Origin of the sequence: Mesorhizobium sp. M0522, from assembly GCF_040321085.1 — a bacterium.
Taxonomy (GTDB): domain Bacteria; phylum Pseudomonadota; class Alphaproteobacteria; order Rhizobiales; family Rhizobiaceae; genus Mesorhizobium.
This window is the reverse complement of the sequence record NZ_JAMYQW010000014.1, coordinates 109698-131886: the sequence shown is the minus strand read 5'-3', so window position 1 is coordinate 131886 and position 22189 is coordinate 109698. Positions and strand designations below refer to the sequence as shown.

Sequence of the window (22189 nt, the reverse complement as noted above, 5' to 3'; positions counted from 1 at the left end):
ACGGAAGAACGTTTGCGGCCCTGCCGTGAACGCCGTGACGATCGGTCTGGAGGGGCCGAGAGGGAGGAGTGCTGGATGATCAATGTCGTCCTGGTCGGCTGCGGCGCGATGAGCAAAGCCTGGCTCGATGCGGCCAGGCAGATCGACGGGCTCGCCATTGTCGGCCTGGTTGATCTCGACGCCGAAAGGGCGCGGGCAAGGGCGCGCGAATACGAGCTTTCCGGCGCCGTCATCGGAACCGACCTCGACGCCGTGCTCGACCAGACCAGGCCCGACGCGGTATTCGACGTCGTGGTTCCCGCCGCCCGCCGCGAGGTCGCGCTTTCCGCCTTTGCCCACCATTGCCATCTCTTGACCGAAAAGCCGCTGGCCGACAGCCCGGACAATGCGCGTGCCATTGTCGAGGCGGCCCGCAGCGCCGGCCGCATCCATGCCGTCGTGCAGAACCGCCGCTATGTCGCCAACGTCAGGCGCATCCGGCGCTTTCTCGATTCCGGCGCCATTGGTGCGCCAACCAGCATCCACGCCGATTTCTTCGTTGCGCCGCATTTCGGCGGTTTTCGCGAAGAGATGCGCCATGTGCTGCTGCTCGATATGGCGATCCACACATTCGATGCAGCCCGCTACATGGTGGCCGGCGAACCGGCCGGCGTCTATTGCCAGGAGTGGGAGCCGGCCAACTCCTGGTATCGGCAAGGGTCGTCGGCAACCGCAAGCTTCGACCTCGGCGGCGGCAAGCTGTTCACCTATGCCGGCAGCTGGTGCGCGGCCGGCTTCCGTACCAGCTGGGACAGTACATGGCGGATCGTCGCCGAGCGCGGCAGCATTGTCTGGGACGGCGCGGACGGGTTGAAGGCGGAAGTCGTGCGGCCGGTCCGTGAAGGCCTGTTCGACCGCACCGAACCGATAGCCGTGCCGCCGCTCGACCCGGCAGATCGCGTCGGCGGCCATCTCGGCATCATCCAGGATTTCGTCCGCGCCGCCGAGACCGGCACCGCGCCGGAGACGCGCGGCGCCGACAACATCAAGAGCCTGGCCATGGTTTTCGCTGCGATCGAGAGCGCCGAAACCGGGCGCCGGGTCGCCATCGCTGCACAGGAAGGATCATGATGCCAAACCCGCTGCTCGACATCAGGATCGGCACCATGGTGCGGGCCAATCTGGACGACCCGGCCGCCTATGTCAGGCAGATCCTGCCGCTCGGCTTCGAGAGCATCCAGCCGTTCTTCTGGCAGACGCTGGGCGGCAAGGACATTCCACGGCTGGCGGGCGAGATCCGCGAGGCGATCGGCGATGCCGATGTCGTCGTCTCGTCGATCGGCGTGTTCGGCAATCCGCTGGAGAGCGGCGAAGTCGATCGCGGCGTGCTCCAGGCGTGGGAAACGATCATCGACAACGCGCATCTGTTCGGCACCAATGTGGTCAGCGGCTTCACCGGCCGCATTCGCGGCAAGCCGCTGCCCGACAGCCTGCCGCGCTTCCGCGAGGTCTGGGGGAAGCTGGCAAAGCGGGCCGCCGACAAGGGCGTGCGCATCGCCTTCGAGAACTGCGCCATGGACGGCAACTGGGCCAGCGGCGACTGGAACATCGCCCACAATCCGGACGCCTGGGAGCTGATGTTCAACGAATTGCCGGACGACAATCTCGGCCTGGAGTGGGAGCCCTGCCACCAGCTGGTCTATCTGATCGATCCGATCCCGCAGATCCGCAAATGGGCGCCGCGCATCTTCCACGTCCACGGCAAGGACGCGACGGTGCGCTGGGACGTGATCCGCGAACATGGCGTGTTCGGCCGCCTGCCGTTCGTTCAGATGCGCACCCCTGGCTTCGGCGATAGCGACTGGACGCGGGTGATCAGCGAGCTGCGGCTGGCCGGCTACAAGGGCGCCATCGACATCGAGGGCTGGCACGACCCGGTCTACCGCGGCGATCTCGAGATCACCGGCCAGGCGCGGGCACTGGATTATCTCCAACAATGCCGGGGAGGCGCGAGCTATCTGCCGAACCCGGTGTGAGGCCAATGCATGTCGCGCAAAAGTGCGCAGCGGTTTTGCGATAACGACATGCATAAAACAGGATCTTAAAGCGCGTCGCATGAATCCGTTCAAACGCGACGCGCTCTAAGCCGGCGGGAGGTGCCGGCCAGCGAAAGATTGCGGCGCAATGCCGAAGCGATCGTCAAAACCCCTCGGCTAGCGAGGGAACAAAGGGAGGATAAGTACATGAGCATTACGATGAGAAGGACAGTTCTGCGCTCGACCGTCGCGGCGGCCGCGATGGCGCTCGCCGCCGCACTCTCGACCTTGCCGGCGCAGGCGCTCGATGCCCAGTGGTGCAAGGATGTCCATATCCGTTTCTTCGTCGGCGGGGCGGAGGGCGATGCCTTCGGCACCATCGTCTATAATGGCGCGAAGCAGGCGGCGGCCGATCTCGGGCCGAAGGTCGACTACATCTTTTCCCAGTGGGATGTCGAGAAGATGGTGCAGCAATTGCGCGAGGCTGTCGCGGTCAAGCCCCAAGGCATCGCCATGATGGGCCACCCGGGCGACGCTTCGATCATGCCGCTGGCCGAACAGGCGCACAAGGACGGCATCAAGATGATGTACCAGAACGTGCCGGTGCCGACGGTCACGGCGGCGTTCGGCGGCGGCTATGTCGGTGCCCAGCAGGAGCAGCAGGGCCGCGCGCTTGGCGCCGAGGCGGTCAAGCTGGCCGGGCTCAAGGCCGGCGACAAGGCAATCATGATCGGCCCGTTCGAGAACGAGAGCCGCGGCGCGCGAGAACGCGGCACTGTCGCTGCCCTCAAGGAAGCGGGCGTCGAGGTCATACAACTCTCCTCGCCACCGAGCGGCGAATGGGCTTCCGACCCAAATCTGGCCCTTCCGGTGATCACCGCGGCACTGCTCAACAATCCCGACGTCAAGGCGGTTGGCTATCCCGGCGGACAGATGCTGGGCAACGTCCCGACTTACATGCAGGCGGCGGGCAGGAAGCCGGGCGATATCTTCAACTTCGGCTTCGACACCAGCCCGCAGATCGTCGAGGGCTTCAAGGGCGGCTGGGTGCAGCTGACGGCCGACCAGCAGCCGTTCCTGCAAGGCTATCTGCCGATCCTCAGCCTCTGCCAGCAGGTAGTGCTCGGCCTTGCGCCGATGAATGTCGATACCGGCGCCGGCTTCGTCACGCCGCAGAATTACGAGATCGTCGCCGAGCTCGCCAAGCAGGCGCTGCGCTGACCTCCCAAGCCGTCGGCCGGGATCGAGCCCGGCTGGCGGGACCGCCGGCGAAAAGGCCGGCACGCGACATCAAGCGAGGATCGCCATGGCCGAACGCATCATCGAACTGCGCGACATCAGCAAGTCCTACGGCCAGGTCTATGCGCTGGGCGGGGTCAATCTCAGCGTCGATCGCGGCGAGGTGGTCGGTCTGATCGGCGACAATGGCGCCGGCAAGTCGACGCTGATCAAGATCCTGTCCGGCGTGGTCAAACCGACCAGCGGCGAGATTCTCGTCCGCGGCAAGCCGGTGACCGGATGGAGCCCTGCGCGCTCGCGCGACGCCGGCATCGAAACGGTGTTCCAGGACCGGGCGCTCGCCGTGCAGCAGACGATCGTGCGCAATATCTTCATGGGCCGCGAGCTCACCGGCTGGCTTGGCTGGCTGAAGGTCAACAAGGAGATTGCGGAGGCGAGCCGGCTGATGCGCGAGATCGGCTTCACCTCGAAAGTGTTCACGCCACAGTCGATCGTCGGCCAGCTCTCGGGCGGCGAACGCCAGGGCGTGGCGATCGCGCGGGCCATCTATAAGAAGGCGGAGCTGATAGTCCTCGACGAACCGACGACCGCGCTATCGCTGACCGAGACCGCCAAGGTCTTCCACTTCGTGCGCCAGGTGCGGGCGCGCGGTCGCTCGATCCTGTTCATCGGCCACAACATCCACCACGTCTTCGATATCGCCGATCGCTTCGTGGTGCTGGACCGCGGCAAGGTCGCGCTCAGCGCCGACCGCAGCGAGGTCAAATCGGCCGAGGACCTGATCAATTTCATGGAAGACGTCGCCCACCCCAGCGGATTGCCGGGGTTGCACGACGCGGGCGATGCGGAGAGGGCGGCACGATGAGCAAGACCATGGAACCCGATCTGCAGAGCCCCCTGGGCGGCACGCATAATGAGGCCGCCGGGAAAGAGTGGAGACACCCGTCCGACAACTGGCTGCGCGGGTTCATCCTCGACAACCGCGCCGCGCTCGGCACGCTTGCCGTGTTCATCGTCATGATGGCGGTGTTCATGATCGCCAACCCGATCGTGTTCACCACCTGGTATCTTTACAGCTCCGTGCTGACCACGCTGCCGGTGGCGCTGTTCGTGGTGGTGCCGCTGGTCTTCGTCGTCACCTGCGGCGAGATCGACCTGTCGTTTCCGGCGACGATGGGCTTTGCCTCATGGGTCTTCGCGCTGGTCGTGCAGGCCGGCTACGACCCGTTCCTCGGCATCGCCGCCGCAATGGTCACCGGCATGCTGCTCGGCTTCCTGGTCGGCTCGCTGGTCGTCTATGGCGGGCTGTCGTCGCTGATCGCCACGCTCGGCATGAACTTCCTGCTGCGCGGCCTGATCCAGATCATCAACGAGGGCAGGTCGACGGCGCTGACCGGCCTTGCCGACAGCTGGGCCTACAAGATCTTCTCCAGCCAGGTTTACGGCATTCCGGTGCAGATCTTCTGGGCCATCGCCTTCGTCGTACTGTCGGCGCTGCTTTACAACCGCCATCGCTTCGGCGCGCAGGTCAAGGTGGTCGGCGACAATCCCGACAGCGCCCAGCAGATGGGTATCGATGTCAAGCGCGTGCGGGTAAAAGTGTTCGTCTTCGTCGGCATCGGCGCGGCAATCGCCGGCACGTTCTCGGTGATGATCAACTTCACCTGGTGGCCGACGGCGGGCGACGGATACCTGCTGCCGGTGCTGGCATCGGTGTTCGTCGGCGGCACTCCGACCTGGGGCGGCATCGGCACTGTTGTCGGCGGCGCGATCGGCGCGGTCACGGTCTCCTTCATCCAGACCGGCGTCGTCGCGGCGGGCCTGAGCGGCTTCTACGTCCAGTTCTTCAACGGCCTGATCATCATCCTGTCGCTGCTCGGCCACAAGTGGAACCAGGCGCGGTATCGGTAGTTCAGCCGAGCACAAGTATGAGACGAACCGTCTTGAGCATTCTACCGCCAGTCGAGTAGCGGCGTTTCACCCATTGGTTTTTCTTCAACAACCGGGGCTTCAGCCTGCTCCTTACGAAGTGCTTCCTCCAGAATAATTTTCGCGTCTTCTAGCGCCAGCAAAAATTCATCGAGACACTCACGCAATTCATTTCTTGAAAGAAGCTCAAAATCACCGCGCTTCCAAACCAAAGGCTGGCGTTTGGCCGAATCACCTTTTCCTACTTTTGGAAAGCAGAGAAATTCGCCAGGCGATTTTCTAAAATCGGTAAGCGAAAACACGGCATCTTCGAAAATCGTGGCAAGTAGACGCATTTGCCAGTTAGTCAATGGGAAGTTCGCCCAACCCACAGTGAAAATTGGAACCTGAAGCCCATTTTCAACGATTGTAATTAGAGGCTTAACAGGAACAACAAGACCTCTTCCAACTCGAAATGGCTCAACTATTTCGTCAAAACAGGGCTTGCCGAAGTAGCCCCTTTTTTCATCGTAGTCATAAAATGCCTCAACATACTCGGCGACGATGCCACGACTATTTGCTCGTCCCTTCGACATTGCCGCAATTAACGCCGTGCGCCGATCGAGCCCGTAGACAATTCGATCTCGAATAATCGGCGACGCGGCAAAATATGTAGTCGTTGGGAATCCGGTCACGAACCTGACGAGTTCTTTCGTGGTTCGAACGCGATCGGGGAAAACATATCGGACCCAGTTGTGAGCGTAGGGAGGCCTGCTAAGTTTGCTTATCTGCACGAGCGTTCCTCATTAGTGCCGGGTTTGACGTAAGAAATATCGCTGGATGAGATCGTCGGATATCTCCATTCCAGGATTGCTCCTCCCCGAAGCATTATACACTAGGTCCCACGGCCCGCCTTTTTCGTGGGACATGTTCACAAGTTTGGTCGCCCCCAAGCGCATGTATTTGTCAATTATCGGATACAGGAAATTTGCATCAGAACCGCTCATCGTTTCGTATACAGGCACTCTTTTTAACGAATTTAAGTCGAGCCTTGTAGCCCTTGTCCTAATATCTGCAGCCCCAAAAGATTTAAATTCCGAATATATTTCTCTAATTACTGGACCGTAGTCCCAGGCTTCTATCTTTGCCTCAATCAACGGTTCTCCAAAATTGGCTAGATATGTGGAATGCAGAAAATATATTATCTTGTTGATCTCAAGATTTGTAATTCCCAGCCCTTCGCCATCCGCGCGATCGAGCACCAAGTTAGCAATATACCGCGAGTCGTAAGCCATGCAAGCGATTGTACCCTATTTGTTCTGGGGTGCCAGACAATTTTCCATATGCCTCACGCCCCCGTCACAAACCCGTCCAGCACGCGTTTCTGGCCGGCTTTGTCGAAGTCGATGGTCAGCTTGTTGCCTTCGATGGCCGAGATGTTGCCGTTGCCGAATTTCTGGTGGAAGACGCGGTCGCCGACGCTGAAGGGGGACGGCGTGTCGGCGACGGATTTGGCGACCAGTTCGCCGTCGATGGTGCGGCCCTTGACCGAGGTGCGGCCAGCGCCGTAGCCGGAGTCGGTCTCGCCATAGCCGATGCGCTCGACCTGGTGGCCGGAACGCGTGCCCCAATTGCGGTCTGTGGCCTCGGTGCGGTTGGCTTGAGCGCGCTGCCAGCCCGGCGTCGCATAGGTGCTGGAGAAGCTTCCCGCCTTTTCCGCGCCGACATTGTCGAAGCGCGAGGCGCCATAGGGATTCTGCCTTCCTGCTCCTTGGCCGCCACGGCCCGAGGCGAACGAGCCGCCGCCATAAGAATTGCCGTAGCCGCCGTAGCTGTTGCCACTCTCGGCGATATCGACATGAGCTTCCGGCAGTTCTTCGAGAAAGCGTGAGGGAATGGTCGATTGCCACAGACCGTGGATGCGTCGGTTGGAGACGAACCACAGATGCAGGTTCTTCTTGGCGCGGGTCAGCCCGACATAGGCAAGGCGGCGCTCTTCCTCCAGCCCGGAGCGGCCGCCTTCGTCCAGTGACCGTTGGTGCGGGAACAGGCCTTCCTCCCAACCGGGCAGGAATACGGTCTCGAATTCGAGGCCCTTGGCCGAATGCAGCGTCATGATGTTGACCGCGTCGAGCTCGGCATTCTGCTCGGCGTCCATGACGAGTGCGACGTGTTCGAGGAAGGAGCGGAGCGATTCGTACTCCTCCATGGAGCGGATCAACTCCTTGAGGTTCTCCAGCCGGCCGGGTGCTTCGACCGAGCGGTCGTTCTTCCACATGTCGGTGTAGCCGCTCTCCTCCAGAATGGTCTCGGCGAGCTCGGTGTGCGGCGTGGTTTCGAGAGCCTTTTGCCAGCGTTCGAAATTGGCCGATACCTCGCGCAGCGCGGCGCGCGGCTTCGGCTTCAGCTCGTCGCTCTCGGCGAGTTTTGCCGCCGCCTCCAGCATCGGGATGCGCAGCGCCCGTGCGGTGTCGTGGATCTGGCGGATGGTGGCCTCGCCCAAGCCGCGCTTCGGCACGTTGGCGATGCGCTCGAAGGCGAGGTCGTCGGCGCCTTGCGCAACGACGCGGAAGAAGGCCAGCGCATCGCGGATTTCGAGCCGCTCATAGAAGCGCGGGCCGCCGATGACGCGGTAGTTGAGGCCGAGCGTGACGAAGCGGTCCTCGAACTCGCGCATCTGGAAGGAGGCGCGGACGAGAATCGCCATATCGTTCAAATTGTGCTTCTGGCGCTGGTAGGCCTCGATCGTCTCGCCGACGGCGCGGGCCTCCTCTTCGGAATCCCAGGCGGCATGGACATGCACCTTCTCGTCGTCCTCGGCGATCTTTTCGGTGAACAGCGTCTTGCCGAAGCGGCCCTCATTGTGGGCGATCAGGTGGGACGCCGTGCCGAGGATGTGCGCAGTGGAGCGATAATTGCGCTCCAGCCTGATGATGGTGGCGCCGGGGAAATCCTTATCGAAGCGCAGGATGTTGTCGACCTCGGCGCCGCGCCAGCCATAGATCGACTGGTCGTCGTCGCCGACGCAGCAGATGTTGACGGTGGATAGGCGCGGGCTTCCCTCCCCCTTGAGGGGAGGGTGGCCGGGCGAAGCCCGGTCGGGTGGGGTCCGTGCGGCAGTGCTCGACCTACCGGCGGCAGTGCTCGACGCTCTAGCGGTGCCTTCTGCGGCAACCCCCTCCGCCCGCTTCGCGGGCACCTCCCCCTCAAGGGGGGAGGATTGCGGCCGCTGCGCCAAGAGCCGCAGCCACATGTACTGGGCGGTGTTGGTGTCCTGATACTCGTCAACGAGGATGTAGCGGAAGCGCTTGTGGTATTCCTTCAGCACGTCCGGATTGGCGCGGAAGATGCGGATCGGGTGGCACAGGAGATCGCCGAAGTCGCAAGCGTTCAGCGTTTTCAGCCGCTCCTGGTAGGCCTTGTAGAGCTCGCGGCCCTTGCCGTTGGCGAAGGCACGGGCATCGCCCTCGGGGATGTCGGCGGGGCCAAGGCCCTTGTTCTTCCAGCCGTCGATCATCTGGGCGAACTGCTTGGCCGGCCAGCGCTTGTCGTCCAGCCCTTCGGCCTGGATAAGCTGCTTGATCAGGCGCACGACATCATCGGTGTCGAGAATGGTGAAGTCGGATTTGAGCCCGGCCAGCTCGGCATGTCTGCGCAGCAGCTTCACTCCAATCGAGTGGAAGGTGCCGAGCCACGGCATGCCCTCGACATTGCCTTCGCCGATCAACAGGCCGATGCGCTGCTTCATCTCGCGCGCCGCCTTGTTGGTGAAGGTGACGGCGAGGATCTGCGAGGGGAAAGCCTTGCCGGTGGCAAGGATGTGGGCGATGCGGGTGGTCAGGACGCGCGTTTTGCCGGTGCCGGCGCCGGCCAGCACCAGCACCGGGCCTTCGGTGGTTTCCACCGCCAGCCTCTGCTCGGGGTTGAGGCCGTTGAGATAATCGGGCGCGTTGTTCTGGTTGCTGCGGGCAGCCATGGCGCGCGCGGCAATGCCCGACGGGGCCACGGGCCGCGCGTTCGGTTCGTCAAAAAAGGGCATGTCTTCCGAAAAGCCGGACATCTCCCCCCGAATGTAGTGATTCGGCAGCGAAAGGCCAGAAGTGTCTCCGTTTTGTTCTCTGTCCAGTCGGTAGACTCACAATCTGAATGGGTCCGCTAACCAAAACGCCGGGCTTGCGATGGGCCGGCGCCGTAAAACGCCGAGCTTGCTTGACAGGGGAGGCGGGCCGGAGAAAGTTGCGTGGGGGCAGGAACGCAATGCGGGGTTGCCCATGGACGCGTCGCGGAGCGCACCAGTCGAAGGAGCACCGTCTTGGCTGTGGTCATCACCTCCCTGATCCTTTTCCTCATCGGCCTGGCGGTTGGCGGCGGCGGCATCTGGCTCGTGACGCTGGGGGGCAGCTGGTATTACGTCATCGTCGGTCTAGCTTTCCTTGTCGCGGCCTGGCTGCTCTACAGGCGCAGATCCACGGCGCTGTGGCTCTACGCGGCGATCGTGCTCGGCACGCTCGCCTGGGCGGTCTGGGAGATCGGCTTCGACTGGTGGGAGCTCGGCCCGCGCGGCGGCATCATCGTGCTTGTCGCGCTATGGCTGTTGACGCCATGGGCGCGGCGCGGGCTTACCGGTCCCGACGGACGCGCGCCGCTGATCCTCGCCGTGCTGGCCTCGCTTGCGGTCGCCGGCTATTCGATGACGACCGATCCAAAGGATATTGCGGGTGAACTCAACACCGACAAGGTGACGCCGACGGCCGATCTCGGCGGCAACGTGCCGGCTGGCGAATGGCACTATTACGGTCGCACGCAATATGGCCAGCGCTATTCGCCGCTCGACCAGATCACCGCCGAAAACGTTGCCAATCTGCAGCCGGCCTGGACCTATCGCACCGGCGACGTGAAAGGGCCCGACGACATTGGCGAGACGACCTATCAGGTGACGCCGCTAAAAATCGCCGACACGCTCTACATCTGCACGCCGCATAATTTCGCCATCGCCATCGATGCCGCGAGCGGTAAGGAGAAATGGCGCTTCGATCCGCAGGTCAAGCTCAACAAGGACCGCCAGCACCAGACCTGCCGCGGCGTGTCCTATTATGCCGATGCCAAGGTCGCCGCCGGCCAGCCCTGCGCCACACACATCTACCTGCCGACATCCGACGCCCGGCTGATCGCGCTCGATGCGGCGAATGGCCAGGTCTGCCCGACTTTCGCCGAAGGCGGCACGCTGAACCTGCTCGCCAACATGCCATATCCGAAGCCGGGCTATTATTATTCGACCTCGGCGCCGCTGATCGTCGCCAACAAGATCATCGTCGGCGGCGCGGTCAACGACAATTATTCGACGCAGGAGCCGTCCGGGGTCATCCGTGCCTACGATGCCGACACCGGCGCGCTGTTGTGGAATTGGGATTCCGGCAATCCGGACCAGACGACGCCGCTGCCGCCGGACCAGACCTACACCAACAACTCGCCCAACATGTGGTCGACGGCGAGCGTCGACGAGAAGCTCGGGCTGCTTTATGTGCCGCTCGGCAACAAGACGCCGGACCAACTCGGTGCCGGACGCAGCGCCAATGACGAGAAATTCTCCTCTTCGATCACCGCGCTCGATCTCAACAGCGGACAATTGCGCTGGGTGCGGCAGACCGTGCACCACGATCTCTGGGACATGGACGTGCCGGCGCAGCCGACGCTGGTCGACATCACCACGGAAAGTGGCGTGGTGCCGGCGCTGGTCGGGCCGACCAAGCAGGGCGACCTCTATGTGCTCGACCGGCGCAGCGGCGAGCCGATCGTTCCGGTCAAGGAAGTACCGGCGCCGGGCGGCGCGATCGAGGGCGACCATACCTCGCCGACGCAGCCGCTCTCGGACCTGAGCTTCAGTCCGAAACCGCTGACCGGTGCCGACATGTGGGGCATCACCATGTTCGACCAGCTGGCCTGCCGGATCGAGCTCCGGAAGTTGCGCTATGAGGGCCGCTACACGCCGCCGTCGCTGCAGGGCTCGCTGATCTACCCCGGCAATTTCGGCACCTTCAACTGGGGCGGCGTGGCAGTCGATCCGGTCCGGCAGGTGATGTTCGGCATGCCGACATACCTGGCGTTCATCTCCAAGCTGGTGCCGCGCGCCGACGTGCCGCCGCCCGGCGACACCAAGGGCAGCGAACAGGGCCTGAACCGCAATGATGGTGCGCCTTACGCAGTAATATTGAAGCCGTTCCTGTCGCCGCTCGGCATTCCCTGCCAGGCGCCGCCCTGGGGCTATGTGGCGGGTGCCGACCTTCGGACCGGAAAGATCGTCTACAAGCATCGCAACGGCACCGTCTACGACATGACGCCATTGCCGCTGCCATTCAAGGTCGGCGTGCCCGGCATTGGCGGGCCGATGATTACTGCCGGCGGCGTCGCCTTCCTCGGTGCGGCGGTCGATGACTATGTGCGCGCTTATGACCTGACGACCGGCAAACAGCTCTGGCAGGCGCGGCTGCCGGCGGGCGGGCAGTCGACACCGATGACCTACACGGTAGCCGACGGGCGCCAGTTGGTCGTCATCGTTGCCGGCGGCCACGGCTCGGTCGGTACCAAGCCGGGCGACTATGTGATGGCCTATACGCTGCCGAAATAGAGAAGTTCCTTCAGAGCCCGAGATGCCCTTTCAGGTCGGGTACCGATGCAAGTACCTCACTGGTCAGCTGCGGGCCGGCGGCTGTCTCGGCCTGCTGGACCAGCATCGTGCCGGCCTGGCTGATCTGTGCGAGCGTAAGGCCTGATGCCTTGAGTATGGCGACGCCGTTGATCAGCGCGCCGGTCTTTTCGCCGAGAGCGCCACCGAGCGCGCCCTCCAGCGAGGACAGGAGGCCACCACCGGAAGCCGCGCCGGGAGCCATGACATCATACTGCTTGGCCAGGGCGTCTGCTCCCGGGATTTTGGCGAAGAAGTTCGACAGGGTCGTGCCTTCCGCCTCGTGTTCGAGCACCGAGAAAATCGTGCCGGCGATCTTTTCCGTCAAAGCCTGGTTGAGACCGGATTTCTGGGAGACGGTGTTGATGATGTCCTGAACGTCCATGACCTTTCCTCAGGCTTTGGTGTTTGCGGGCGGGTGCCGGTTGGCGCGGATCTTGATCAACGATCGTTTGAAGGCGGTGAAGGCCGTGAACCGCAGCGCCAGCAAAGCCATAGCGGCGAGGGCGAACCCACTTGCCAGAAGCGGGGAGGGAAAGGTCATGGGCGTATTCCTTCGTCGTCAATCAGGCATTCTTTTCCCGCCAAATGGCCATTCTCGTTCGCCAAATGGCCCGAGTATGGCATAGCCCTTCGTTTTACATTGTGGTGCGTGCATTTAGCATTGCCACAAAGGACCAAAATTTAACGACAGTGCGGCGCGAGGCATCACGGCCTCGTGCAGGGACTTATGGCAGCCTCACTCAGCCGTGACTGGACCAGGCAAGCTTCGGCTCTATGTTGCCGCGGGGGGCCGACGAGGAGCGCGCCATGACAACACCTGCCGGACCCACTGTCGTCGAGCCTGTCATTACCCAGGCGATGATCGATGCCTATGACGAATACACGCATCTGACGCTCGACCGACGGCGCTTCATGGAGCAATTGACCAGGCTTGCCGGATCGGGTGCGGCAGCTGCCGCGATCGCGCCGCTGCTGGCGGCGAACTCGGCCCAGGCGGCAATCGTGGCGGAAGACGATCCGCGTGTGAAAGGCAAGGACATCAGCTATCCCGGCAGCGCCGGCGAGATGAAGGGCTATCTGGTCAGGCCGGCGGACCAGACCGGCAAGCTTGGCACGGTCATCGTGGTGCACGAGAACAGGGGTCTCAACCCGCATATTCGCGATGTGGCGCGGCGCGTGGCGCTGGAAGGGTTCGTGGCGCTTGCGCCGGACTTCATGACACCGCTCGGCGGCACACCGGACGATGAAAACAGGGCACGTGACCTGTTTTCCCAGCTCGATCCAGCACAGGTCGCCGCCAATGCCGTGGCAACTGTCGCCTACCTCAAAGGCTACAAGGACGGCAACGGCAAGGTCGGCGCTGTCGGCTTCTGCTGGGGCGGCGGCACGGTGAACATGCTGGCCGTCAACGCGCCGGACCTCGCCGCCGCCGTCGCCTATTACGGCATGCAGCCACAGGCCGAGGACGTGCCGAAGATCAAGGCCGCGCTCATGCTGCATTATGCCGGGCTCGACACCCGCACCAATGCCGGCATCGATGCCTTCAAGAAGGCACTCGACGCGGCCCATGTCGAATACTCGGTCTATGTCTATGAAGGCGCCAACCATGCCTTCAACAACGAAACGTCGGCGGCCCGCTACGACAAGAAGGCGGCTGACCTCGCCTGGGGCCGGACGATCGCTTTCCTCAAGGAGAAGCTGGCCTGATCAGTCCGGCGCCGGCTTATGGAACGCCACGCCGGCCACCACCAGGGCGATGCCAAGGCAGTCGGTGAGGCTCGGCACCTGCCGCAGCACGATGACGCCGATCAACGTTGCGGTGACCGGCAGCAATGACAGCATCAGCGCGAAGCTGGAGCGCGGCAGCCGCGACATGGCAAGCTGGTCGCAAATATAGGGAATGACCGACGAGCAGATGCCGACGCCGACCCCCGCAAGCAGCAGCGGCGGCGCCGAGAAAGCCGGCAGAGCATCGGCGAAACCGATCGGCAGAACGACGAGAAGGGCGACCGCCATGGCGGCACCCAGCCCGGCGATGCCATCGCCGGCGCCGGCGCGCGCGACGCGGTGGCCGAGCACGATGTAGCCAACGAACAGCGTGCCGTTGAGGAAGGCCCAGAACAGGCCGACGGGATCGCTCGACCATTTGACGTCGATCAGCAACAGGGTGCCGGCGACAGCGATTGCGAGGGCGGCGAGATTGCGCGGGCTTCTGAGGCCAACAAGCGCAACGCCGATGGTGCCGACGAATTCGATCGCCGCCACCAGCGAGATCGGCAGCCGGTCGAGCGCCAGGTAAAACGAGCAATTCATCACCCCAAGGCAGACCCCGAAAGCCACAAGCAACAACCGCGTCGCGCGATCGGCGCGGGCGAAGACCGCCCATGGCCGGGTCAATGGGGCAAAGACGAGTGCCGCGGTGGCGATGCGCAGCCAAGCCATGCCGAGCACGCCGACATGCGGGAACAGCAGCACCGCGAAGGCCGGCCCGAGATAGTGGAACACGGCGCTGACGCCGAACCAGAGATGCGGTGGCACCGAGTTCGCCAGGGTAAAGGCGGGGCCGGCGAGTGCCGGACTTGCTGCTGGGGCTTGCGTCCGATCTTCCATAGGATCAGTATCGCAGGCGATTTTTGCCATTGATATGGATGATGGCCGGGCATTACGCCTTTTCCCTTTCTGAAAGCAAGGAACATTGCGCTGAAACGCCTTCGAAATGAAAATTCCGATCTGGATGCGGCTGACCTGAAAATCCTGCGCTTGCTGGAAGAGGATGCACGCACCAGCACCGCTGAACTGGCCCGCTCGGTCGGCCTGTCGGCGCCGAGCGTTGCCGAGCGCATCAAGCGACTGCAGGAAAGCGGTGTGATCGAGGCCTACACGGTGCGCATCAATCCGGCCGCGCTCGGCATGAAATTGTCGGCATGGCTGCGCATTCGGCCAGTGCCGGGGCAGCTCGCCGTCGTCGCCGAGATCATCCGCGACCTGCCGGAAATCGCCCAATGCGACCGGGTCACCGGTGAAGACTGTTTCATCGCGCTGGCGCATGTCGGCTCGGTGGCTGAACTCGAACGGGTGATCGACCGCATCATTCCCTATGCGATGACCAACACGGCGATCATCCAGTCGTCGCCGGTGGCGCCGCGGTCGCCGCTCGGGGCGGTGAAGCGGCCGCCTTGACGCTTGGGATCGTTCGTCAGCACATCATCAGAAATGCAAACCGGACAGCCGGTCTGTTTCTTCCCCCACCGTTCAGGCGTGGCCGCGTTTCATCCGCGCCTGCTTCAGGATGGCGCGCCAGCGGATCATGGCGAAGGGGATCGGCTCGTTGTTGTTGGCGATGTGGAAGATCTCGTTATTGAGGTTCTTCAGCGAGCGCCAGAAATCATAGTCGGTGATGCGTGGATCAGCCGCCAGCCTGTCCGCCTCGACCTTGATATCGGTTTTCATGCACGTTCCCCGAACCGCTGCTGCTCCGCCGCCCGTATCGCACTTCGATGCGGACGGTTTTCCAACGCCGCGCTGAGTCGTTCAACGTCTCAATTCGGCTTGTTCACGTTAAAACCTCGGTAAGGTTAACGGCGGTTGGACCGTGGTTCAAGCCGGCTTACGACGAAACCCGATCGAGCGGCCGGCGCGCTCCGGCATCGGCAGGGCGGCATGGGCGGCGCGCATCGCTTTCACCCTGGCCAGGACGTCGGCGGGGAAGGGCGCTACCTTCGGGCCAGCCATGTCGACATGCAGCGACAGCGTTTCGGATGTGGCGGCAAGCCAGCCGTCGAGATGCCGGATTTCCTGATAGGCCCTCAGCCGCTTCTCGTCATGGTCGAGGAGTTGGAACGAGATCGTGACCTTGTGGTCGAGATGCAACTCCTGGACGTAGCAGACATGGACTTCCGCCGTGTAGATGGTCAGCCGTCGTTCTTTCACATAATCCGGCCCCATCCCCATCATCTCGAATGCTTCGTCGGAGCACCGGTCGAACAGCACGTTGTAATAGGCCATGTTGAGATGGCCGTTGTAGTCGATCCAGGCCTCCTCGATGTCCATGGCGCGAGAGACGAAAGGGGCAGGGATGGGCATCGGAAACTTCCTTCTCGTCATGCCGGGATGAGCGTGGACTGGACAGAGCGTGGTTGGTGAGACTACGCATCCCTAGATGCAGAACAAGGGTGGACGCTGGTCCATTCGCGGAGGAATCGATGGCTCTAAGCGACCTCAATCCGGTCGAGCGCAACGAAGAAGGCATTGCCGCCGTACTCGGCATCCTCAAGCAGCGGCTCGGCGAGCGATTCCAGACCGGCCAGGCGATCCGCGCCCAGCACGCGCACACCACGACCTATATTCCGACGCAGGCGCCGGACGGCGTCGCCTTTGCCGAGACGACGGAGGAAGTGCAGGAGATCGTGCGCGCATGCGCGGCGCATCGCGTGCCGGTGATTGCCTTCGGCGTCGGCTCTTCGCTGGAAGGCCACACCAATGCGCCGGGCGGCGGCATCTCACTCGATACGTCACGCATGAACCGCATCATTGCAGTCAATCCGCAGGACCTCGACTGCACCGTCGAGCCCGGCGTGACGCGCGAGGATCTCAACCGGCACCTGCGCGACACCGGCCTGTTCTTTCCGATCGACCCGGGTGCCAATGCCTCGCTCGGCGGCATGGCTGCGACACGAGCATCGGGCACCAACGCGGTGCGCTACGGCACGATGCGCGAAAACGTCCTGTCGCTGACGGCGGTGATGGCCGACGGCGAAGCCGTGACGACCGGCAAGCGCGCCAAGAAAAGCTCGGCCGGCTATGATTTGACGCGGCTGCTGATCGGTTCGGAGGGCACGCTTGGCATCATCACCCAGTTGACCTTGAAGCTGCAGGGCATTCCGCAGGCGATTTCGGGCGGCGTCTGCCCGTTTCCCAGCGTCGAGGCAGCCTGCAACGCGGTGATCGCGACCATCCAGATGGGCATTCCGGTGGCGCGCATCGAATTGGTCAACGCGCTGCAGATGCGGGCGATGAAGACCTATTCGAAGCTCGACTATCCGGAGAGCCCCTGCCTGTTCGTCGAGTTCCACGGCAGCGATGCCGGCGTTGCCGAGCAGGCCGAGACCTTCGGCATGATCGCCGAGGAAAATGGCGGCGGCCCGTTCCTGTGGACCAGCGTCGCCGAAGAGCGGACAAAATTGTGGAAAGCCAGGCACGATGCCTATTGGTCGTCGCTGACGCTGCGGCCGGGCGCCAAGGGCCTCTCGACCGATGTCTGCGTGCCGATCTCGCGCTTTGCCGAATGCGTCACCGAGACCGAGGCGGATATCGCGGAGATGGGCCTGATCGCGCCGATCGTCGGTCATGCCGGCGACGGCAATTTCCATGTGCTGGTGCTGATGGACGTGGACGATCCGAAAGAGATCGCGCTGGCGGAAAAATTCGTGGCGCGGCTCAATATGAGGGCCATCGCCATGGACGGCACCTGCACTGGCGAGCATGGCATAGGGCAGGGCAAGATCGGCTTCCTGCGGCACGAGCTTGGCCATGGCGTCGACATCATGCGCACGATCAAGCAGGCGCTCGATCCGCTGAACATCATGAACCCGGGCAAGATATTGCCGGGAAAGGACTGACATCAGGCCGCTGCCGCGCCCCGATTTGCCACTTTATCGACACGCTGATGCGGGTAGAGTGCCACTGACTTTACTATCAACTGTCTAGGAGTTCATGCTCGCACGCCTGTTCGTGATCTTCGGTGGGCTTCTTGTGCTGGTGCTGTGTGCGGCGCTGGTGGTGCCGTACTTTGTCGACTGGACAGGTTACCGCGCCGATTTCGAGCGCGAGGCCAGTGCCGTCCTGGGCCGCAAGGTGACCGTGCGAGGCGATGCGACGGCAAGGCTGCTGCCGTTCCCCTCGGTGACCTTCTCGAACGTCGCCGTTGCCGGTGGCCCCAACGGCCAGCCGGCGATGACCGTCGAAACCTTTTCGATGGATGCAGAACTTGCGCCATTCCTGCGCGGCGAGGTGCTGATCTTCGACATGCGGCTGGTGCGGCCGAAGGCGACGATCGACATCGCCGCCGACGGCACGGTCGACTGGACGATACGGCCGTCCTCGCCCTTCGATCCCGGCCAGATCTCCATCGAGAAGCTGACGGTGACGGAAGGACAGATCGCGCTCAGCCACGCCGCCGGCGGGCGCAGCCATCTTATTTCCGAGATCAACTCGACGATCTCGGCCAAGTCGCTGGCCGGCCCCTGGCGGCTGGACGGCTCGCTGTTGCTGGACGGGTTGCGGACCACGATCGCCGCTTCCACCGGCAAGACCGAACCGGACGGGCAAATGCGGCTCAGGCTCAAGGCCGATCCGGATGACTATCCGCTGGTCATCGAGACCGACGGCAATGTGGGCCTCGTCGAGGGCGCCGCGGTCTATTCGGGCCAGTTCAAGATATCGGGCGCAGACCGAACTGCGGCGCAGCTGCGCGGCACCGGCGGCGAGGCACTGAAAGTCAGCGCCGGCAAACCGGACCCGGGCTTCAGGCTGAACGGCAAGTTTTCGCTCGACCACCAGAAGCTCGGCGTCGACGAATTCCGCTTCGAGACGGGACCGCTCGACAATCCCTACACCGCCGACGGCAAGGCTGCGGTCGACCTTGGGCTGAAGCCGCATTTCTCGATCGAGGCCAATGGCGCGCAGGTGCAGTTCGACGAGGCCGTGGGGGCGGCGGCCGGTGCCGGATTGACGCTATCCGAGCGGGTGGCGGCGCTGGAGCAGGCGCTGCTCGATCTGCCGAAGCCAACCATACCGGGCACGGTCGAGGTGAAACTGCCGGCGGTGGTGGCAGGCGACACCACCGTTCGCGACGTGCATCTGTCAGCCGAGCCGGCCGAGGGCGGCTGGGCGGTAAAATCGCTGGCCGCCACGCTGCCCGGCCGCGCCAAGCTGGAAGCCAATGGCATGGTCAGCGTCGAGGATCATTTCGGTTTCACCGGATCGCTGCTTCTGGCGGTGGCGCAGCCCTCCGGCTTTGCCGCATGGCTGTCGAAGGACGTCGACGAGGCGATCCGCCGCTTGCCGGCCGCCGGCTTCAAGGCCAAGGTGGATTTGAGCGAGAAGCACCAGGCCTTCAGCGATCTCGAACTCATCCTCGGCAAGGCGAAGTTCTCCGGCCGCATCGATTCCAGCCAGCCCGACGACACCCGTCCATCGGTGCTGATGCAACTGAAAGGTGGCGAACTCGATGTCGATGGGCTCGCCGCCTTCGCCTCGATCTTCGTCAGCGACAAGGGCGCCAACCGCTTTTCCGACCGCGACCTCGATTTCCAGATCAAGGCCGGGCCGGTCAGCGCCGGCGGGTTGACCGCCGATAGCGTCGACACCGCGCTTAGATTGCGCGATGGGCTGCTTGAGATCGATCGCCTGTCGGTCGGCGGACTTGCCGGCGCCTCGATCAGCGCCACCGGTCGAATTAAGGATTTCCCGGCGAGCCCGACCGGCAAGCTCGACGCCTCGGTGGTCGCCGTCGACCTCAAGCCGCTGATCGACGTCGCCGTCCGGCATTATCCCGACAATGCAGTGCTGAAGGGGCTGGCGGAGCGTGCTGCTGCCTATCCCGAGCTGTTCCAGGATGCGCGTATCGATGCGGTCACGAGTGCCGCAGACAATGGCGACGGTACGACTGGACTGGCAATGAGCGCACAGGGCAAGGCCGGTGGCTCGGCCTTTTCGGCGTCGTTGTCCGGCAAAGGGGCGCTCGACCGGCCTCTCGAAGCGCCGGTGACGCTGACCTTCAACGCAAGGAACGCCGACGCCACCGCGCTGCTGGCGCTTTACGGTCTGCCGGCGCTGCCACTCGGCATGCTCGGCGAGGCGACCACCGACGTCTCGGCCAAAGGCACGCTTGGCGGCGGCCTGGCGACACGCTTCAGCCTGGCCGGCAACGACTTCAAAGCTGGTTTCGACGGGACAATTGCCGACACGCCTCAAGGCGCGGCCGCCAAGGGCAAGGTCAGCCTTGAAACGGCCGACATCGAGCCATGGCTGATGACGACCGGCGTCGGCCTGCCCGGCATGGGCACCGGCATGTCGACGTCGCTTGCGGCCGATGCCGATTACGGCAATGGTCTCCTGGTGCTGAGCGGCCTCAGCGGCGCCGTCAACGAAGCGGCGGTTTCCGGTGACGTAAATATCGACATCAAAGAGGGGCTGCCGCATCTTGCCGGCGCGCTGTCGCTGGACGAGCTGGACCTCGATCCGATGGCGGTGATGCTGTTCGGTGACCAGGCCTTCCTTGTCAATGACAGGACCTGGCCGACGGCACCGTTCAGCCAGAAATCCAGTCTGCCATTTACCGCCGATCTCGATCTGACGGCGGCGTCGCTTGCCGCCGGCCCGCTTGCCACCGCCTATGACACTGCGCTGTCGCTGCAGCTCGACCAGGAGGGCATCCGCGTTTCCGACCTCAAGGCAAAGTTCCTCGGCGGCGCGTTGAGTGGCCTGTTCGAGCTCAAGAACAATGACGGCACCGGGCTTTTCTCCGGTCAGATGAAACTCGCCGGCGCCGATCTGGCAGCCGTGCTGCCGGAGGCCGGCATCAGCGGAAGCGGCGAGTTCTCGACGGCGCTTTCGACCAGCGGCAAATCGGTCGACGCGATGGTTGCGGCGCTGTCCGGTTCCGGCACGGCAACGCTCAAGGGCATGACTATTGCCGGCTTCAATCCCGATGCCTTTGGCGCATTCATCGCCAAGGCCGACGCGATAGGGCGCGATATCGACGCGTCGAAGACCGCCGGCTTTGTGCCGCAGATCGCCGCGTCGGGCAGTTTTCCGGCGCAGGACACCGATATTGCCTTCACCATCGCGGGCGGCACGCTGAGGACGCCACCGGTCAAATTCGAAAGCCCGGGCGCGACGCTGTCCGCCGACATCACCGCCGATCTGAATACCAGCACCGTCGATGCCAAGGGCGAGATCGCTTACCGGCCCGGCGACGAGGCGCTGGTCGGCTCCGAACCGATTTTGAATTTCAGCGTCGACGGGCCGTTCGGCGCCACCAAACGGCAGTTCGACAGCGAGCCGCTGGCACAGTTCCTGACCCAGCGTGCGCTGGAAAAGGAGCAGCAGCGGGTCGAAGCCATGCAAGCCGCACTGCTCGAGAAACAAAGGCTGCGGCGTGAGGTGCGCTACTACGCTGCGCTGCAAACCGAGCGTGAAAGAGCGGCGGAGGAACTGCGCAGACAACAGGAAGCAGCGCGGCTGAAGGCCGAGGCCGACGCCAAGGCAAAGGCCGAAGCCGAGGCTCAGGCCCAAGCCGAAGCCGAGGCGAGGGCGCAGGCTGAAGCCAAGGCGAAGGCTGAAGCGGACGCCAAGGCACAGGCGGATGCGGAGGCGAGGGCGGAGGCTGAGGCCAAAGCGAAGGCTGAAGCGGACGCCAAGGCAAAGGCCGAAGCTGAGGCGCAGGCCCAAGCCGAAGCGGAGGCCAGGGCGCAGGCTGAAGCCAAGGCGAAGGCGGATGCAGCGGCGAAGGCCGAAGCCGAGGCCAGGGCGAAAGCCGAGGCGGCTGCAAAGGCCGAAGCCAAAGCCAAGGCGGCGCAACAGGCTGCCGAGGAAGCAGCGCAGGCCGAAGAACAGCAACGCCAGAGGGCGGAAGAGGCGTTGCGGATCGCCTCGGAAGAGAAGGCAAGGCTCGACGCCGAACGCAAGGCCGCGGCGGAGCGAGCGGAACGGGCGCCACCGGCCGCAAATAACGTGCCACCGCCAGTGCAGCCCCCGCCAAAGCTCAAGTTCGATCCCTCGTCGATCGACGATCTGCTAAAATCGCTGAATGGCGGGTGACGGCGCATCCCTTATGTGTCGCGTCCAGCAAGCAAGCGCTTCAGCATCGGCTCGATCCGCCCGAGTTCGTCGAGATGAGCGGCTGACAGGTTGGCGAGACTGTCGTCGGCGCGCTCGGTCAGCCGCAGCAGCACGCGGCGGTGGTCCTCCTCGTCGTGGTCCCTCGCGACGAGCCCGGCTTCGCAAAGACGGTTGACCAATTCCACTGCGCTGTGATGGCGGATGCGCAGGCGCTCCGCGAGGTCGCCAATGGTCACCGGCCCTCCGCCGGGGAACCCTTTGATTGCAAGCAGGGCCTGATGCTGGCGTGGTGTCAGGCCGGCTTCCTGCGCCTGGATCTGGCTGAATTCGAGAAAGCAGCGGATCAGGTAACGAAATTCGGACAGCCTCTGGTAGTCGGCCGGCCCGATCGTTGCGCCGCGCTTTTGTGGCTTCGAAGTGTCTGCCATCGATTCCTTTCCGACAAAGCCGCAAACGGGCCTTGAACATTTATATCGCGTTACGATACAGAGCGCACCAA

Annotated in this window: 19 protein-coding genes; 10 read left to right on the top strand and 9 right to left on the bottom strand. The window is 63.5% G+C overall.

Translation table 11 applies throughout. The annotated features are described in order from the left end of the window. The first annotated feature begins 75 nt into the window (after positions 1–75). The 5 genes from NKI58_RS17430 (at position 76) to NKI58_RS17410 (ending at position 5165) form a co-directional block, all read left to right on the top strand. On the top strand, positions 76–1110 hold the full coding sequence (locus tag NKI58_RS17430; protein WP_352622713.1) for a Gfo/Idh/MocA family protein: 1035 nt from the start codon (positions 76–78) through the stop codon (positions 1108–1110). After that, on the top strand, positions 1110–2015 hold the full coding sequence (locus NKI58_RS17425) for a sugar phosphate isomerase/epimerase family protein (protein WP_502896976.1): 906 nt from the start codon (positions 1110–1112) through the stop codon (positions 2013–2015). The genes NKI58_RS17430 and NKI58_RS17425 overlap by 1 nt, the downstream gene beginning before the upstream one ends. A gap of 207 nt (positions 2016–2222) precedes the next feature. Next, on the top strand, positions 2223–3236 hold the full coding sequence (locus NKI58_RS17420; RefSeq protein WP_352786732.1) for a substrate-binding domain-containing protein: 1014 nt from the start codon (positions 2223–2225) through the stop codon (positions 3234–3236). A gap of 85 nt (positions 3237–3321) precedes the next feature. Further along, complete coding sequence (locus NKI58_RS17415) at positions 3322–4119, top strand: ATP-binding cassette domain-containing protein (RefSeq protein ID WP_352786731.1); 798 nt, start codon at positions 3322–3324, stop codon at positions 4117–4119. Beyond that, the gene (locus NKI58_RS17410) at positions 4116–5165 is read left to right on the top strand and encodes an ABC transporter permease (RefSeq protein WP_352456536.1); all 1050 of its coding nucleotides are present in this window, start codon (positions 4116–4118) and stop codon (positions 5163–5165) included. The genes NKI58_RS17415 and NKI58_RS17410 overlap by 4 nt, the downstream gene beginning before the upstream one ends. Before the next feature lie 41 nt (positions 5166–5206). On the opposite strand, the gene NKI58_RS17405 is transcribed toward NKI58_RS17410, so the two are convergent. The 3 genes from NKI58_RS17405 to NKI58_RS17395 form a co-directional block, all read right to left on the bottom strand. Continuing rightward, entirely contained in the window at positions 5207–5857 is a 651-nt protein-coding gene (locus NKI58_RS17405; RefSeq protein ID WP_352853565.1) for a hypothetical protein, read from the bottom strand. Positions 5858–5968: 111 nt separating this feature from the next. Beyond that, the gene (locus tag NKI58_RS17400; protein ID WP_352619531.1) at positions 5969–6457 is read right to left on the bottom strand and encodes a Panacea domain-containing protein; all 489 of its coding nucleotides are present in this window, start codon (positions 6455–6457) and stop codon (positions 5969–5971) included. Positions 6458–6510: 53 nt separating this feature from the next. Beyond that, entirely contained in the window at positions 6511–9222 is a 2712-nt protein-coding gene (locus tag NKI58_RS17395; protein WP_352724772.1) for an ATP-dependent helicase, read from the bottom strand. A gap of 252 nt (positions 9223–9474) precedes the next feature. On the opposite strand from NKI58_RS17395, the gene NKI58_RS17390 reads away from it, so the two are divergent. Continuing rightward, positions 9475–11787 carry a glucose/quinate/shikimate family membrane-bound PQQ-dependent dehydrogenase gene (locus tag NKI58_RS17390; RefSeq protein WP_352786730.1) on the top strand — a complete coding sequence of 771 codons (2313 nt, stop codon included), beginning with the start codon at positions 9475–9477 and terminating at the stop codon, positions 11785–11787. A 10-nt stretch (positions 11788–11797) separates the two neighbouring features. Here NKI58_RS17390 and NKI58_RS17385 read toward each other — a convergent pair whose 3' ends face one another. After that, positions 11798–12229 carry a hypothetical protein gene (locus NKI58_RS17385; protein ID WP_352692009.1) on the bottom strand — a complete coding sequence of 144 codons (432 nt, stop codon included), beginning with the start codon at positions 12227–12229 and terminating at the stop codon, positions 11798–11800. Positions 12230–12238: 9 nt separating this feature from the next. After that, complete coding sequence (locus tag NKI58_RS17380) at positions 12239–12388, bottom strand: hypothetical protein (protein ID WP_023676719.1); 150 nt, start codon at positions 12386–12388, stop codon at positions 12239–12241. Between the two features lie 266 nt (positions 12389–12654). Here NKI58_RS17380 and NKI58_RS17375 point away from each other — a divergent pair, with 266 nt between their 5' ends. Beyond that, positions 12655–13554: a dienelactone hydrolase family protein gene (locus NKI58_RS17375; RefSeq protein ID WP_352692008.1), complete on the top strand. Its 900-nt coding sequence runs from the start codon at positions 12655–12657 to the stop codon at positions 13552–13554. On the opposite strand, the gene NKI58_RS17370 is transcribed toward NKI58_RS17375, so the two are convergent. After that, positions 13555–14457: an EamA family transporter gene (locus NKI58_RS17370; protein ID WP_352570454.1), complete on the bottom strand. Its 903-nt coding sequence runs from the start codon at positions 14455–14457 to the stop codon at positions 13555–13557. A gap of 90 nt (positions 14458–14547) precedes the next feature. Between NKI58_RS17370 and NKI58_RS17365 the strand changes: the two genes are divergently transcribed. Next, positions 14548–15027, top strand: a complete 480-nt coding sequence (locus tag NKI58_RS17365) for an Lrp/AsnC family transcriptional regulator (RefSeq protein ID WP_352570508.1) — start codon at positions 14548–14550, stop codon at positions 15025–15027. 72 nt (positions 15028–15099) lie between these two features. On the opposite strand, the gene NKI58_RS17360 is transcribed toward NKI58_RS17365, so the two are convergent. Next, positions 15100–15297, bottom strand: coding sequence for a hypothetical protein (locus NKI58_RS17360; protein ID WP_023676715.1), 198 nt, complete (start codon positions 15295–15297; stop codon positions 15100–15102). A gap of 147 nt (positions 15298–15444) precedes the next feature. Further along, positions 15445–15930: a thioesterase family protein gene (locus tag NKI58_RS17355; protein ID WP_352786729.1), complete on the bottom strand. Its 486-nt coding sequence runs from the start codon at positions 15928–15930 to the stop codon at positions 15445–15447. Between the two features lie 119 nt (positions 15931–16049). On the opposite strand from NKI58_RS17355, the gene NKI58_RS17350 reads away from it, so the two are divergent. Together NKI58_RS17350 and NKI58_RS17345 are read left to right on the top strand one after the other, a co-directional pair. Further along, on the top strand, positions 16050–17465 hold the full coding sequence (locus tag NKI58_RS17350; RefSeq protein ID WP_352636643.1) for an FAD-binding oxidoreductase: 1416 nt from the start codon (positions 16050–16052) through the stop codon (positions 17463–17465). Positions 17466–17559: 94 nt separating this feature from the next. Beyond that, the gene (locus tag NKI58_RS17345; RefSeq protein ID WP_352853564.1) at positions 17560–21669 is read left to right on the top strand and encodes an AsmA family protein; all 4110 of its coding nucleotides are present in this window, start codon (positions 17560–17562) and stop codon (positions 21667–21669) included. Positions 21670–21680: 11 nt separating this feature from the next. Here the strand turns inward: NKI58_RS17345 and NKI58_RS17340 are convergent, their stop codons facing one another. Beyond that, entirely contained in the window at positions 21681–22118 is a 438-nt protein-coding gene (locus tag NKI58_RS17340) for a MarR family winged helix-turn-helix transcriptional regulator (RefSeq protein ID WP_023676711.1), read from the bottom strand. Positions 22119–22189 lie beyond the last annotated feature (71 nt).